This window comes from Pseudoalteromonas 'SMAR', from assembly GCF_048515945.1.
In the GTDB taxonomy this organism is placed as follows: Bacteria; Pseudomonadota; Gammaproteobacteria; order Enterobacterales; family Alteromonadaceae; genus Pseudoalteromonas.
In genome coordinates this window covers 1-14,519 of the sequence record NZ_JBLWMW010000035.1, presented here as the reverse complement: position 1 = coordinate 14,519, position 14,519 = coordinate 1, and the positions used below count along the sequence as shown (strand labels likewise).

13 protein-coding genes are annotated in these 14,519 nt (G+C 45.4%); 1 reads left to right on the top strand and 12 read right to left on the bottom strand.

Going from position 1 to position 14,519, the window contains the following annotated elements:
- Positions 1 to 3: 3 nt before the first annotated feature.
- Positions 4 to 582 (top strand): recombinase family protein, encoded by a 579-nt coding sequence (locus ACNKW2_RS14330; RefSeq protein WP_419149157.1) that lies wholly within the window; start codon positions 4 to 6, stop codon positions 580 to 582.
- 41 nt (positions 583 to 623) lie between these two features.
- Here the strand turns inward: ACNKW2_RS14330 and ACNKW2_RS14325 are convergent, their stop codons facing one another.
- The 12 genes from ACNKW2_RS14325 to ACNKW2_RS14270 form a co-directional block, all read right to left on the bottom strand.
- Positions 624 to 1,367 carry an MAE_28990/MAE_18760 family HEPN-like nuclease gene (locus tag ACNKW2_RS14325; protein WP_419149156.1) on the bottom strand — a complete coding sequence of 248 codons (744 nt, stop codon included), beginning with the start codon at positions 1,365 to 1,367 and terminating at the stop codon, positions 624 to 626.
- 5 nt (positions 1,368 to 1,372) lie between these two features.
- Positions 1,373 to 2,473 carry a DUF262 domain-containing protein gene (locus ACNKW2_RS14320; RefSeq protein ID WP_419149155.1) on the bottom strand — a complete coding sequence of 367 codons (1,101 nt, stop codon included), beginning with the start codon at positions 2,471 to 2,473 and terminating at the stop codon, positions 1,373 to 1,375.
- Positions 2,474 to 2,495: 22 nt separating this feature from the next.
- Entirely contained in the window at positions 2,496 to 4,985 is a 2,490-nt protein-coding gene (locus ACNKW2_RS14315; protein ID WP_419149154.1) for a BsuBI/PstI family type II restriction endonuclease, read from the bottom strand.
- A 3-nt stretch (positions 4,986 to 4,988) separates the two neighbouring features.
- Complete coding sequence (gene nth / locus ACNKW2_RS14310) at positions 4,989 to 5,651, bottom strand: endonuclease III (protein ID WP_419149153.1); 663 nt, start codon at positions 5,649 to 5,651, stop codon at positions 4,989 to 4,991.
- 70 nt (positions 5,652 to 5,721) lie between these two features.
- On the bottom strand, positions 5,722 to 6,420 hold the full coding sequence (locus ACNKW2_RS14305; protein WP_419149152.1) for an electron transport complex subunit E: 699 nt from the start codon (positions 6,418 to 6,420) through the stop codon (positions 5,722 to 5,724).
- Positions 6,417 to 7,052 carry an electron transport complex subunit RsxG gene (gene rsxG, locus ACNKW2_RS14300; protein ID WP_419149151.1) on the bottom strand — a complete coding sequence of 212 codons (636 nt, stop codon included), beginning with the start codon at positions 7,050 to 7,052 and terminating at the stop codon, positions 6,417 to 6,419. Before rsxG ends, ACNKW2_RS14305 begins: the two co-directional genes overlap by 4 nt.
- Positions 7,049 to 8,110, bottom strand: a complete 1,062-nt coding sequence (gene rsxD, locus ACNKW2_RS14295) for an electron transport complex subunit RsxD (protein WP_419149150.1) — start codon at positions 8,108 to 8,110, stop codon at positions 7,049 to 7,051. The genes rsxG and rsxD overlap by 4 nt, the downstream gene beginning before the upstream one ends.
- The gene (rsxC, locus tag ACNKW2_RS14290) at positions 8,107 to 10,653 is read right to left on the bottom strand and encodes an electron transport complex subunit RsxC (protein ID WP_419149149.1); all 2,547 of its coding nucleotides are present in this window, start codon (positions 10,651 to 10,653) and stop codon (positions 8,107 to 8,109) included. Before rsxC ends, rsxD begins: the two co-directional genes overlap by 4 nt.
- A 9-nt stretch (positions 10,654 to 10,662) precedes the next feature.
- Positions 10,663 to 11,217 carry an electron transport complex subunit RsxB gene (gene rsxB, locus ACNKW2_RS14285; protein ID WP_419149148.1) on the bottom strand — a complete coding sequence of 185 codons (555 nt, stop codon included), beginning with the start codon at positions 11,215 to 11,217 and terminating at the stop codon, positions 10,663 to 10,665.
- Between the two features lie 13 nt (positions 11,218 to 11,230).
- Positions 11,231 to 11,812 carry an electron transport complex subunit RsxA gene (gene rsxA, locus ACNKW2_RS14280; RefSeq protein WP_336568970.1) on the bottom strand — a complete coding sequence of 194 codons (582 nt, stop codon included), beginning with the start codon at positions 11,810 to 11,812 and terminating at the stop codon, positions 11,231 to 11,233.
- A gap of 538 nt (positions 11,813 to 12,350) precedes the next feature.
- Complete coding sequence (locus tag ACNKW2_RS14275) at positions 12,351 to 14,294, bottom strand: EAL domain-containing protein (RefSeq protein WP_419149147.1); 1,944 nt, start codon at positions 14,292 to 14,294, stop codon at positions 12,351 to 12,353.
- Positions 14,295 to 14,314: 20 nt separating this feature from the next.
- A partial coding sequence (locus ACNKW2_RS14270; RefSeq protein ID WP_419149146.1) for a hypothetical protein occupies positions 14,315 to 14,519 on the bottom strand: 205 nt, incomplete at its 5' end.

Below are 14,519 nucleotides of genomic sequence, written 5' to 3'. Positions count from 1 at the left end.
GATATGAGCCAAAGAACATTTTTTTATTGTCGCGTCTCGACTACAGAACAGACAGTTAGTAACCAAGTACTTGCATTCAAAAATCACGGCTATGAAGTAAACGATAACTTTGTCGTAAGTGAGAATGTGTCTGGAGCCGTGACTGCTATGGAGCGCCAAGAGTTTCGTAACCTATACGAGCACAAGCTTTATGATGGCGATACGCTTGTAGTCTTGAAGCTTGATAGGTTGGGTAGGGACAATATAGATGTCCAGAATACGATTGAAATGTTAATCAATAAAGGGGTTAAAGTTCACTGCTTAGATTTGCCAACAAGGGACTTATCCACAGCCGAAGGAAAGCTAATGCTTCAAATGTTTAGTGCTTTTGCAGAGTTTGAGCGGAGCAGAATTCGGGAACGTGTGAAAGAAGGGGTGGCAAGGGCAAAGGCAGAAGGAAGGCATTGTGGCAGGCCACCTAAGGCTACGCCATCAAAAGTAGCAGAGCTGAGAAAAAGTCACTCACTTATTGAAGTGGCTAAACTACTTGGTATTTCGGTTTCGTCTGTAAAACGCCTGCAAGCTGAATTCAGGAAAAAATAATTTTAGTACAATTACGCCTAGAAGGAGCTACCTACCCTACTTTAGGGTAGGTAGCCTTCTATTTCTTTAGCCCTTTGTTGTAGATAAGACTTCATTTTATGTTCATTTTCAGAAAAGTAGAGCTCTTGCTCTGCATAGTAAATCAAGTCGTCGACTAATGCGCTCATCAAGAAGAAAACTAGATCTTTAAGCTTTTTCAACTCAATTAGGTCCAAGTCAAATTCCGCATCTATCTGCTCAATTCTATTACCGTGAGCAACCTTATTGCGATTCTCAAGTAGCTTCTCGTCAATAAACACGCTCTTAGTATCTAAGCTCCCAGCATAGTCAATACCAACAATATTAAGTATTGACTTAAACACTTTGAGACTCAAGTTATCCTTGGTGTTGACGATTGTCTTATCTCGTTCGTGGCGAGAGAAACCTCTGGGTAATGAAAATTTTCTGTTAAGGTTATTTTGAAGCTTGTTTATAAGGTTCAGCTCGTTAACCATAGTTAGACTTTCATGCGACTTATCGACTTGACCAATTAGCCCTTTTAGAGAGATAGCTTTAAAGTTATCTGTAAGAGCTCCAATATCTACTCTCATATCCGATATATACTCAAGGTAAGCTTTGGTTGCGTTCTTAACGAAGCCTTCCCAGTGTGAGTAAAGTAACAACACTGTTGACTTGATAATTAAGAGCTGATTCTGTTCAGTCTCCATTAGCAAAAGGTTGGCAACCTCTTTTTTCCTCCAACCTAAATCTGCCTCAAGCATAGCAATAAAGTCTTCTGAACTCATAGTGCCTACTTAAAGAAATTCTTGGAGAATGCTGTTAAGTCTCTAAAGCGCTTGATAGGTTTCACACCACGGTCAAGCCCCTCAATTACCTCAGGTGCAGCGTATAGCTGTTTTATTTTTTCAACAAGCTGCGCGTTACCAACATCTTCAATGTTGTCTATATTTTCAGCAATGCCACTTGAAACCATTTCGAAGGCACTAACATTGAAAGGCCCCGAGAATTCACCTCTTTGGGCGTCATACTTTTTAAATGATGATTCAGCTAATGCTGGACTCAATTTGTCGAAGGTTCTTTTGAACACACCTTCGAATTGATCCATGGTATTAGAATTCATAAGTCTAATAGTTTCTTTGTCTATAAAGTCGCCGATTACAGTTTTGCTAATTGGCTCGTACTCATTAAAGTTTGTACCGCCGTCAAACCCTATCAACATTCTAAGAATTAGTTCCATATGGTACTCCTTCTCTAGGTAGTGCTCTTTGAGTGGCTTAATACATTCCAGGAAGTTAGGGTACGATTTAAGCTCATTCACTTTTTCATAGAATGCAGGCTTAATCATTAGCATCAAACAGTTTCTCACTTCTTGTGGTGATAGCTCTGTTCCGCCAGTATTAAGCCTCTGGAAGAGCTCATATTGAGCTTCGTCGCTATTTTCAGTAAGGATTATGTTTACTTTAATCTTCGACTTCTTGAATTCTCGTTGAGTTGACAATGGTAGGTCGTCCCACACTCTCCCTTCTAAAGACGGAATATACTTGCACAACGTTAAGGTTAAAGGTTCTGAATTTCGTAGTACTCCAGTTAGCTGGAATATGGTTGATAGGCGTTGTACTCCGTCGACTACATGCCAAGTACCATCCGCCTTTTGAGCAACAAAGATTTCAGGAATAGGAATGCCAATCAATATTGACTCTATAAGTTTAGTTTTCTGTTCGTCCGTCCAGCGGAAAAGCCTTTGAAAGGCTGGGTCGAGAGTAATCTCCTTATCCCTGTACAGATTAATTAGTTCACCAATAGACATTGAGTAATCGTCGGTTTTTATCGTTTGCCTTGCAACTGAAACTTCCTCGGCAATCTTTTCTTGTACTTGTTCGATGTTAGTCATAACAGTCCTTAATCCTGAGAATTTATTCGTGAGGCCCTAAGAAGCGGTCACCGTTAAAGTGGATCATGTGAGTAGGGGCTTCTGCAACCCATACCTCGGTTTCCCAGCTTAGCTCTGCAAGGTATTTACCCATAGCTTTACGATTCGGGAATGCGGTGACGTATACCTTGCCAGGCTTAGAGTCTTGGAATAAGACTCTAAGCTCATTATGACGTTTACCATCAACGGGGCCATGACTGGTAACAGACTCAATGAGTAAAAGCCAATCTTTATCAGGCCAATATAAAACGACATCAGGAAGTTTACCTTTTCTGTCAACTGTCACACCTAGCTCAGCTAATCGCTCCTTTCTGAAAAAGTCCTCTTTTGCACCTGTATCACCTAAATAGATAACTTCTGAACCAGGTGCAAAACGAGGACCAAATTCTGTCACAATGTCATGAATAAGCTGACTGTGCTCTCCTGGACTTAGTCTTATTTCGGTACCATCATCTAACGTCAATGGGATCATTTGCATTTCTCGCTCAGCAGCGTATTGAGCAGCTAATGTCTGTCGTACAGATAGCCAATCCTCGATAGACTGCTCCCATTCTTGGGTTCCGAAAGTGCTGAGAACGTCGAACAATTCAGGGGCAATCTGATAGCAGGCTTTAGGAGAGTTAACAGGGCGGTCAGGTTTATCAGGGTTGTACAATGCTATGCCGCCATCAACAAATTGATGTAGAGTTTGTCTACGGAAGGTTTCACGTGTATTTGGAGCATACTCTTTTCCATAAACATCTTTGGCCCAATCCATAATAGGCGTTACACCTAACATTGGCTTTTCTAGTTCCTGCCAAGCCCCCTCTGGATGAAGGTTTAAAAGAGCTAGGAAAGTTAATGCGGAGCGTTCATTTTGTTGAGCACGAGGCATACCAAGCAATGTAATGATTTCAATTGCTTGGTCGATTTTTTCTTGTGTTTTAAGCGGGTTGTTACTATCGGTGCCTGTCATTTCAAAGAATTCCCTGTCGAGTAGTTCGTCTATCTGTTTTTGAGAAAGGTTTGTAGTGTCTAGTTGTGAGCCAATACGCGTTAGTGACTCAATTGACGGGTAATGTATATTCCGTAAATCTGTAGCGTTCACTTGTGTGTGACCACCAAAGAGTCGGTAATATTTGTCAAGTAAAGTAGAGTTCAAGTAAACGTACAGTCCTAGGGCAAGCTCCTTTTCTAGGCCTGACTTTTGTACATGGAAGACGTTTAATTTGTTCTCAAACCCAATTAACTCACCTGGAAGTGATGAATCGTAAGGGGTTGCAACAATTCGACGTTTTTCTTCTTTTGAGCTAAAACGTCGCACGATGACGAAGTAACCTTCGTGCTTCCAGAGCCAAGATCTAGAGTTTTCTGATACAGCTATTGCATTGGGCTTTTTGGAATCTTTTGGCCAAGACACACCCCCGTTGAGGTGAATTGGGTATATCAGAGGCACAGCTCCTTCTACAAGTTCCTGTCTAAGATCACTTTTTAGTCTAAAGTCTACAACTGGTCCAGTACTTACCTGGATCTTTAGGTCACTTAAAGAAGACGTAAACATAGATAAGCGGTCAATAATGGCTTGGTCTCGTTCGCTTGCTGCTATGTGAATGAATTTGTCATTGTCGTTAGGGTGAACGATACGTTCGAAGGCAACAGTGCGAGTGGTCATGTCAGATGCTGTTACAGTGCCTGTTTCTTCGTCAATGCAAAAGTCAGCTACAGGACTAGATGTTATCGTTACATCACCCTGCTGTTGGCCTTTCACTAGGTGAATTATTATGTTTTCCTGTAACACATCATCGTCACTAAAGGCTTTACTTCTGCTGTCAAAGATATGGATATGTTTGATAGCTGTTTCTCTTAACAATAACTCACGGAATGGTTGGTAATATGGACCATTACAGAACGAGCGAGGTATTATCGCAACGAGCTCTCCACCCTCCGCTAGCTGTTGAATCGCTAAAGCAACGAATCCTGTATATAGATTTACAGTTTCGATACCCGCAGCTCTCAGGGCTAGTCTCTGATCACTCTTTGCTGAGATTTTTTTATAAGGAGGGTTCATGATGCAATGTGTATACTTAGCACCACCACTAAAAAGCCCTGAGCTTTCTCCTGAGGCTATAATGTAATCTGTAAGGGTAAACGATGCGTTGACGTCTATACCCTCACAGGAAGCTTTAGATTCGCAAATTGAGAGGGTTTCGCGAGCGAATGGCGATATACGTTCTTCTACATCGAATGCATGCAGAGCTAGTGAATCAAGTTTTTCTCTGGCTATAGCTTCATCAGTGAAAGCGGCAGTTAGAGAACCTGGACCACATCCAGGATCTAATAACTCAATATTACCTTCAATTTCATCAAAGAGCGATGCCATAAAAAGGCAAATGGGAGCGCCAGTAAAAAACTGCCCTAAGCTACTTTTAGTTTTTGGATCTAAGACTGAGTTTGCCTTGAGCCTAATTTCATCAGCGCTTGTTAATGTCTTCAAGTTTTAACCTTCTGCCTTTTCTTTAAATTCACAAAGATCTTCAATTATGCATGAGCCACATTTAGGTTTGCGAGCAGTGCACACGTAGCGCCCATGAAGAATAAACCAGTGATGTAAGTTAAACATGAACTCAGTTTTATTAGGTGTTTTTTTTATAATATCTTGCTCGGTCTGCTCAACAGTTTTTCCCTTAGCGTAACCAGTACGGTTGGCAAGACGTTGAATGTGAGTATCTACCGCTAAAAAATATTTACCTTCATTATCTTTTAGCCAGCCGAAGGCGGTGTTGAGTACTACGTTTGCGGTTTTGCGACCTACGCCAGGAAGGGCTTCTAAGGCTTCGCGATTTTCGGGCACTTCAGAGCCATGTTTATCCACCAGGATTTGACACATTTTATAGACGTTGTTGGCTTTGGAGTTAAATAGGCCAATGGTTTTGATGTAGTCTTTTAAACCCTCTAGCCCTAAAGCCAATATTTTTTCTGGAGTATTGGCCACAGGAAATAGCTTACGAGTCGCTTTATTAACCCCGACATCGGTAGCCTGGGCTGATAAGGTGACGGCGACGAGCAGCTCAAACGGTGAGGAATATTCGAGCTCAGTTTCTGGATTAGGGTTTTCATCCCGTAGCCGTGTGAGTATTTCTATGCGTTTTTGTTTATTCATACGGTTTACTTGCTTGTTGTGGCGGGGCGTATTGGTGACGGCAATAGCACCCCTAACGTGTTATAAATCGTTAATCGAGATTGGTCACTCGAGCCCTAGGGCCTTTTACTTCTTCGGCGCTAGGAGCTGCCTTGGCTTTGATTTGCTCATCGATAATGTTTTTGGCAGCAATTAAAAACCCTAAGCCTAAGAAGGCTCCTGGTGGCAAAATCGCGACTAAAAACTGATAATCAAAGGTAAATACTTCTATTCTAAGCGCTTGTGCCCAATCTCCTAGTAATAGCTCAGCACCGTCAAATAGCGTGCCTTGGCCCAGCAATTCGCGCATCGCACCGAGTACTACTAATACCAGTGCAAAGCCAAACCCCATCATCAGGCCATCCCACACTGACAGCAGTGGTGTGTTTTTTGAGGCAAACGCTTCGGCGCGACCGATAATGGCGCAGTTGGTAACAATCAGAGGAATAAAGATCCCCAGAGATTGATATAAGCCAAAGGTGTAAGCGTTCATCAACAGTTGCACAATGGTAACGAACGCGGCAATGATCATAACAAAAACGGGGATTCGAATGTCTTTAGGAACCCAATTTCTCACCACCGACACGGTTAAATTCGAACCCACCAATACCAGCAAGGTTGCGATACCCAAACCTAAGGCATTGGTAATGGTTGAGGTCACCGCGAGTAAAGGGCACAGACCTAAAAGCTGTACTAGAGCAGGGTTATTTTGCCATGTGCCTTCTTGAAATAATGATTTCCACTGACTCATGGTGTCACCTCGCAGGTATTTTCGGCGCTAAACAAGGCATCAAAATGTGTTTGAGCATACCAAGCTGCTTGATTTACCGAAGTGACCACCGCCCGTGGCGTGATAGTGGCACCGGTAAAAGAATCGAATTGGCCGCCATCTTTTTTAACTTGGAATTGAGTGTCTTCGCCACTGGTCACTTGGGTGCCATTGAAGCTGGTGATCCAATCTGATTTAGCTAACTCGACCTTGTCACCAAGCCCTGGCGTTTCTTCGTGACGAGTAACTCGCACGCCACTAATATTGCCTGAGCTATCTACTGCAGTCAGAATATCTATGTTACCGCTGTAGCCATTGGGTGTCACATGGCGTACTAACAAAGCTGAAGGCTCACCGTTGCGTGTTGCACGATAAATAGTGTGCGGGCCTCCTGGGCCTAATGAATCTGCATCGCTGGTGGTGCAGTCTAAATAAAGTTGGTTGTCATAAGCCTCAGGTGCTACCACTTGAGTGAGCAGCTTCATTAAATGGCGCTGCTCTTGATTGGCAATTTCGCCTTTGGTGAGGTCATTGACTAATGCCACGGCGCCGGTGGTCACCAACGCAAAGGCGGTTAAGATAAGGCCGTTCTTTTGCATCGACTGTAAAATCATGATTTAGCTCCATGACCGTATGTGCGCGGTTGTGTGTAGTGATCGATTAAAGGCACTGCCATGTTCATCATCACCACGGCAAACGCCACCGCACCTGGGTAGCCACCAAACTGACGGATAACGTAAACAATTAACCCTATCGCGGCACCATATATCAAGCGGCCGCGGTCAGTGGTCGAGGCAGAAACCGGATCGGTGGCAATAAAAAATGCCCCTAACATAGCGCCACCACTGAGTAAGTGGAATAACATGCCCGGCTCTGACTGGGGCGCAACAATATAGCCAATGGCGCTGGCGATGGCCAAAGTGGCGATAAAAGCAACCGGAATATGCCAGTTGATTATTTTGTTTTTAAGCAAGTACAAGCCACCTAATAAGAAGGCCAAATTAACGTATTGCCACCCCTTGCCTGCGTATTCAGAAAAGCCTGGGCCTTGCATTGCTTCGCTCACTGTTAACCCCTGAGCCGTAGCGGTTTTTACGCTATCAAGTGGTGTTGCTGCTGTGGCGCCGTCGATCACGGCTGTACGCCACGCCTCTAAGCTTTCGCCTTGGCTTGTGAGTTCGGTAAAAATTAACGCCATTTGGTCTATTACGCTTGGCTCACTTAGCATTAACGTTTGTACTGGAGACCATGAAGTCATTTGTACAGGGAACGAGATCAGCAATAAAACATAGCCTGCCATGGCGGGATTAAACAGATTAAAACCTAAGCCACCATAAAGCTGCTTTACAATGGCAATAGCAAAGAAACTGCCGATCACTATGACCCACCAAGGGGCAAGGGGAGGAATGCTAATGGCCAATAGTAACCCCGTTAGCCAAGCACTGCCGTCGCTTAAACTTGGCCAGATTGCGCGTCCTCGCAGTTTTAATACTAAGGCCTCAGATAGGCTCACTGTGATAAGCGCCAGCAGCAGCTGCACCAGCACTCCTATACCAAAAAAGTAAGTTTGTACTAACACACCAGGTATGCAAGCAGCCATAACGGTTAGCATTAAGCGGCTAACGGATTTATGGCTGTGGTTATGCGGTGATGAAGCCATGGTTAATTTCATGACGGTTCATTTCCTTCTTGTTCTTGCGCTTGTTTCTTTGCTTTTGCACGTGCTATAGCGGCTTTGACAGCAGCCTTTTTCTTGTCTTCAGGGCTTTGCTGTGGCGCCTCTGGAGTCGAGCTTTGTGGCTCAGAAGTTGCGCTTTGGTCGTCGTCTAACTGTTGCTGCTGTTGTTTTTCTGCCTTTTTTGCTTTAGCGCGGGCAATGGCGGCGGCAACGGCGGCTTTGCGCGGATCTTCTGGCTCATCAGCGGCAGCTTCAGATGGTGCTGTGCTTGATTCATCGGTATTGCTATCTGCTGCCTCGGCTTGTTCCTTAGCTGCCTTTTTCGCTTTAGCGCGGGCAATGGCGGCGGCTACCGCAGCTTTACGGGGATCTTCCGGCTCTTCAGGCGTAGCTTCACTTGCTTCTCGCGTTTCGCTGTCTGCTGCCTGATCTTGTTCCTTAGCTGCCTTTTTCGCTTTAGCTCGAGCAATGGCGGCGGCTACCGCAGCTTTACGGGGATCTTCCGGCTCTTCAGGCGTAGCTTCACTTGCTTCTCGCGTTTCGCTGTCTGCTGCCTGATCTTGTTCCTTAGCTGCCTTTTTCGCTTTAGCGCGCGCAATGGCGGCGGCTACCGCAGCTTTACGTGGATCTTCCGGCTCTGTAGTCGCTGCTTTACTTGGTTCCCGCGTTTCGCTGTCCGCTGCCTGATCTTGATCTTTAGCTGCCTTTTTCGCTTTAGCGCGAGCAATGGCGGCGGCCACAGCGGCTTTTTTATCGTTAGGCTCAGCAGTGCTGTCCGCGTTGCCATCGGATTGTGCGGCCGCTTTTTTGGCCTTGGCACGGGCAATGGCGGCAGCAACGGCGTCTTTTTTATCACTCGGGTCTTGTTGCTCAGCTTTGGCTTCTTTGTACTTTCGAGCTTGCTCTTTGCGTTTGGCGCGCTCTGCCGCCACGGCGCTGTTATCCGGCTCCAGCTCACCTTGTTGATTGCGCTTGGCTTTGGCTCGCGCAATGGCGGCTTGCACCGCAGACTTGTCGTTTTGCTTATCTTTTACACGCGACAGCGCTTCTTGCACTTTATCTTTGTCAGCGGCTTTTGGCTTAGCACCGGCGGCACGGCGCTTATGTTTGTTCTGGCGCTCTTCTTGCTCGCGTTGTAGCCTTTCTTTACGCGCTTCAAAGCGCTCTTTGGCGCGTTCAGCTTTGACTTTTTCTAGCTTTTGCTCGCGAATATCGGCTTTGGCTACGCGGTAATATTGTACCAGTGGAATTTCACTGGGGCAGACGTACGAACAGGCACCGCACTCAATGCAGTCAAATAGGTTGTACTCTTCCAGTTTGTCGTACTCTTTGCCCTTAGCAAACCACTGCAACTGTTGCGGCAGTAAGCTTTGTGGACAGGCGTCTGCGCAGGCACTGCAACGAATGCAGGCCTTTTCATCACCAGGGGCTGCGAGTTCTTGATTGTCTGGCGCTAAAATACAGTTGGTGGTTTTTACCACGGGAATACGCACCGATGGCAAGGTGAAGCCCATCATGGGGCCGCCCATTATCACCCGTTGTGCAGGCACTGGCGAAAACCCTTGGCAATCCAGCAGGTGCTTTATTTCCGTGCCCAGTAAGGCCCAAACATTATTGGGCTTGGTAATGGTATTTCCAGTGACGGTCACCACGCGTTCAATTAATGGTTTGCCCTCAAAAATCGCTTGCCAAATGGCATACAAGGTACCGACATTTTGCACTAACACGCCAATATCAGCGGGAATGCCAGGACTGGGGACTTCTTTTGATGTCAGCACTTTGATGAGTTGTTTCTCACCACCAGAAGGGTATTTAGTGGGCACGGCACGAACCAAAATGTCTTGGTTGTGTTGCGCCGCAGCGCTGATGGCTTGAATGGCTTCTGGTTTGTTATCTTCAATGCCGAACAGTACTTTTTGGGGCTTCAGTATGCGTTGCAATACTTCGATGCCAGCCACAATTTCTTTAGCATGCTCACGCATTAAGCGGTCATCGGCGGTGATGTAAGGCTCACATTCAACGCCATTCACCACTAGGTATTCAATTGCTTTAGGGCTGTCGGCTTTAACGTAGGTTGGAAATCCAGCACCACCCATACCCGCAATACCTGCCTGGTGAATGATCTCGATGATTTCCTTATTTTCCAGCTTGCTCAAGTCGCTGATCGGCGTTAAAGGTGCCCACTTGTCGGCCCCGTCAGGACGTAAAATAATGCTCAGCTCAGGCAATGCCGATGGGTGTGCTGAGGGCATGGACTTTATCTCTTCAATGGTGCCTGAAGTTGGGGCATGCACAGGTAATGACCAGTTAGTACCGGGGGCGGTAAGTGCTTGACCCTTTAATACGCTGTCGCCTGCTTGCACCAGCAAGCTGCCGTTGGCACCAATGTGCTGTTTAAGCGGCAAAATTAATTTATCCGGCAGCGGTAATCGAGTCAGAGCGCCTTGATTTGACAGCGTCTTTTGTTCCGGTGGGTGAATGCCCCCTGGAAATTGCCACAGCTTACCGTTTTCTATCTGTTCAAGTAATGTGTCCACTTAAACCTCTTAATCAATCTGTGTCACTGGAATAGCGTCTAATTGCCACTTCCAAGTTTGTTTCGTTTGCTCCACGGGTACCATGTCAATGCAGTCAACAGGGCAGGGCTCAACACATAAGTCACAACCGGTACACTCTTCAATTAACACCGTGTGCATTTGTCGGGTGGCGCCAACGATGGCGTCCACAGGGCAGGCTTGAATACACTTGGTACAGCCAATACATTCATCTTCGCGAATGTAGGCCACCTTTTTCACTGGTTCGGCTTCTTCACCGCCGGCCAATGGCTTGGCTTCCACGCCCATTAAATCGGCTAATTTTTTTACTGTCGCTTCACCGCCAGGAGGGCACTTATTGACCTCGTCACCATTGGCGATGGCTTCGGCATAAGGGCGACAGCCAGGGTAGCCGCACTGGCCACATTGTGTTTGCGGTAAAATGGCATCAATTTGGTCGACAATGGGGTTGCTCTCTACCCGGTATTTAACCGCGGCAAAGCCTAAAATAATGCCAAAGATTAAGGCCAGCGCGCCGAGCGCTAACAATGCATAAAGTAACGTCATAAATTACACTTCATTAAAACTTAACCAAACCAGAAAAGCCCATAAATGCCAGCGACATTAGCCCAGCTGTGATCATGGCAATGGAAGCTCCTTTAAACGGAGTGGGCACATCAGCAACGGCGAGGCGTTCACGTAAAGCAGCAAACAGCACCAACACCATGGAAAAACCAACAGCGGCGCCGAAGCCATAAACGGCCGACTCTAAAAAGGTATGATCTTTTTTGATGTTTAACAGCGCCACACCTAGCACCGCACAGTTCGTGGTAATAAGCGGTAAGAATATACCGAGTAGACGATACAGAGTGGGGCTGGTTTTTCTTACTACCATTTCAGTAAATTGAACCACCACGGCTATCACTAAAATAAAGCTCATGGTGCGCAAAAATGTCAGCTCTAATGGCAATAAAATATATTGATTAACGAGATAGCTGGTTACCGACGCTAAGGTCAAGACGAACGTCGTCGCTAATGACATGCCTACCGCTGTGTCTAACTTGCCAGACACCCCCATAAACGGGCACAGGCCTAAAAACTGCACTAAGACAAAGTTATTTACCAACACGGTGCCGATAAGTAACAAAATATATTCGGTCATTATTGCCTCTAAAACTATCTCGCTTAAGCTCGGTTTACACTGCCTCTTTAGCGAACGATGAATACTGTTAGTACGGTTGAGCTTGAAGCTACGATTTGTTGCCGCGCGTATTGCTACTCAATTGAAACTCAACGCAATATTGTATAAGAAAGTTGGCACTTTGTACCGTCAGCAAGGTGCCTGAGCTGTGCCTGTGATCAAAGTATTGTAACGCCGAGCTGACAGTGAAGGCATAGCAAACTATCAACGTCAGAGCTGCAAGTAGGCAGTGACACCAATCCGCAGTAATCGTTGCGCAATTTGAGGGAGTAAACTTGACGCTAACCGCGTTCAAAGTTCCTTTTTAGAACAACCAAGTAGCAAAACTTTTGCCTGGTTATCAAGAGGGTTATCTTGCCTCAAATAGAGCACTTAATTAAGCGCATTAGTATGATTTGGCGCTCACACACTAAGTGGCAATAATAACACAGATTAACGCCACAGTGGCAGTGCTTCGTGCTGCTTGGTGGGGCTAAAGTAACAGCGCTCTGACGAGCGCTTATATTTCTTTGGGCTTTTCGATGTAATAACCTTGCACACCATCGAGGCAGAGTGTTTCAACGATGTGTTTTTCTTCTTGGCTCTCAACGCCTTCGGCAAATACATTAACACCAATACGGTGCGCAAGGTCGACCATTAAGCGCATAAAGTATTGATTGTTTTTATCTTCTTCTAAGCCACGCGTATAGCTGCCATCCATTTTGATGTAGTCAGGTTTCAAGTCGCGGAAAAACTTGAACGAGGTGAGGCCAACACCAAAACGTTCTACGGTGATCCGGGCACCAACTCGGTGCACCATATCAATAAAGCGCTTACTGGCTTTAATATTTTGCTGTAAGCCAAACTCACTGACTTCAAAAACCAACTTAGAAGCTAGATTGGGTTCTTTTAGTAGGCGCCTCTCTAACCAAATGACAAATTGATCGTTATGGGCACTGGATGCGGTGACATTAATACCAAAGTATTTTTCATTGAAATTACGTGTTTTGATTAGCTCCAATGTGGTATCGATAATAAGCTGATCAATTTCAATCGCCATTTCTAGTTTTTCCGCCATGGCTAGAAATGAAGCGGTGGGCAGCATTTGTCCTTCTTCGGTTTTAAAACGCGACTGGATCTCGGCGTAGGCTTTGGAGTTTTTACCAATCGGCATGATGTTCTGCATCATTAGACTGACACGCTTACTGCTAATCACATCACGGATCACCCGACGCCAGTTTTGGTTTCCGAAGCCGGCACTGACATTATTAACCAAATCCGATTCACGTTGAATATGCCAAGCGTTGGCTTGCTTACTCTGCGCCATGCTCATGGCATTATCGACCACGGAAAGCAATTCGCCTAATGGTTTGCCATTTTCATAAGGCACAATACCGGTGTTTGCTACCGAAGACAGTTCCTGATTTTGTTGGAACTGGGTGAAGCGCGACTGCAGTGTTTCGCCAAACTCTTCTGCTTCTTTACTGGGAACATTGGGCAAGATCACCGCAAAGTCGGAACTGTTGAGACGAAAGACCTTACTACCGGCGTAGGTGCCAGTAACATGTTTGATAATGTCGGCAACGGCTTTGATGTATTCATCGCCTTTTTGATAGCCCCGAGTTTGGTTGATCACTTGTAACTCTGAGCAGCGGATCATTGCCAAAGAGCCAAACGCCTTTTTGTTGGAAGACTCGATATATTGCTCATAATGCTCAACAAACATATTGCGGTTACCTAAGTCAGTAACCACATCTTTATAAGCCTCTTGCTTAATCGAGTGCGCAGCATTTTTGATGTCGTCTTGTTTGGAGCGTAAAAAACTCGCTAGGCGCTTAAAAGAGGGGAGTAGCTCATGACTTAGCTCAGAGACTTTACCGTCGTCAAAATCAAACTCAAGATTGTCACTGGATTGGTTTTGGGTAATATAAGTGTCAACGGCATTGGCCACCGTGATGCTGACATTGCGGTTAAGCTTTTTATATACGCCTTGCATAAAAAACACTGGAATAAATGCCACCAAGGCAGAAATAACAATCAATAACAGTAGTGCCTGTTGTAAAATTTCGGCTTGGCTTTGGGCATTTAATAAAAATTCAATCTTGATGTCTTTACTGTCATTGACGGCAAACTGCGGACGAATGGCGTTCATGGTCGATTCAATAAAGTCAGCAACAAAAGGAAGCTGACTGGGCGTATTGACCTGCAATACCGTATTACCGTCGAAATCTCTAACAATAAAGGTAGAAAAAACATCGCCACTGTTTAGCGCTTGGCTAATATGCTCAGGAGTGACTTCTTGCAGTGTTTTGTCTTTTATGTACTCCGTCACCATCGCATGTGCGCTTTGTTGTGCTTGGTTTACTGCGGAGTCAAAACTTGTAGCAATAAAAAAGCTACCAACGAGTGAGAAGATAAGCCAAGAAAGGGCTTGGAGGACGATGAGTTTTTTAAAACCAGCCATAGTACGCATCTTAAAGAGGATTATTCCATAATATCGGGTGTGTTGCTGATAACTTTATCTGCGGTATTTATTTTGATAGCAACAGATGTCAGGTTATGTTCAGCAATAGCACTGAAAATAATGCTTGTAGAGTAGTGTAATTGGTTGAAAAAGTCTAATAATTTCGTGGAATTGGCTCCCCCTCCCCGACTCGAACGGGGGACCTGCGGATTAACAGTCCGTCGC

Excerpts from the sequence above, each read along its gene's own strand:
- rsxG (WP_419149151.1), bottom strand. The coding sequence starts at position 7,052 with ATGATTTTACAGTCGATGCAAAAGAACGGCCTTATCTTAACCGCCTTT.
- ACNKW2_RS14275 (WP_419149147.1), bottom strand. The coding sequence starts at position 14,294 with ATGGCTGGTTTTAAAAAACTCATCGTCCTCCAAGCCCTTTCTTGGCTT.
- ACNKW2_RS14305 (WP_419149152.1), bottom strand. The coding sequence starts at position 6,420 with ATGAGTCAGTGGAAATCATTATTTCAAGAAGGCACATGGCAAAATAAC.
- nth (WP_419149153.1), bottom strand. The coding sequence starts at position 5,651 with ATGAATAAACAAAAACGCATAGAAATACTCACACGGCTACGGGATGAA.
- rsxD (WP_419149150.1), bottom strand. The coding sequence starts at position 8,110 with ATGAAATTAACCATGGCTTCATCACCGCATAACCACAGCCATAAATCC.
- rsxA (WP_336568970.1), bottom strand. The coding sequence starts at position 11,812 with ATGACCGAATATATTTTGTTACTTATCGGCACCGTGTTGGTAAATAAC.
- ACNKW2_RS14325 (WP_419149156.1), bottom strand. The coding sequence starts at position 1,367 with ATGAGTTCAGAAGACTTTATTGCTATGCTTGAGGCAGATTTAGGTTGG.
- rsxB (WP_419149148.1), bottom strand. The coding sequence starts at position 11,217 with ATGACGTTACTTTATGCATTGTTAGCGCTCGGCGCGCTGGCCTTAATC.
- ACNKW2_RS14320 (WP_419149155.1), bottom strand. The coding sequence starts at position 2,473 with ATGACTAACATCGAACAAGTACAAGAAAAGATTGCCGAGGAAGTTTCA.
- ACNKW2_RS14330 (WP_419149157.1), top strand. The coding sequence starts at position 4 with ATGAGCCAAAGAACATTTTTTTATTGTCGCGTCTCGACTACAGAACAG.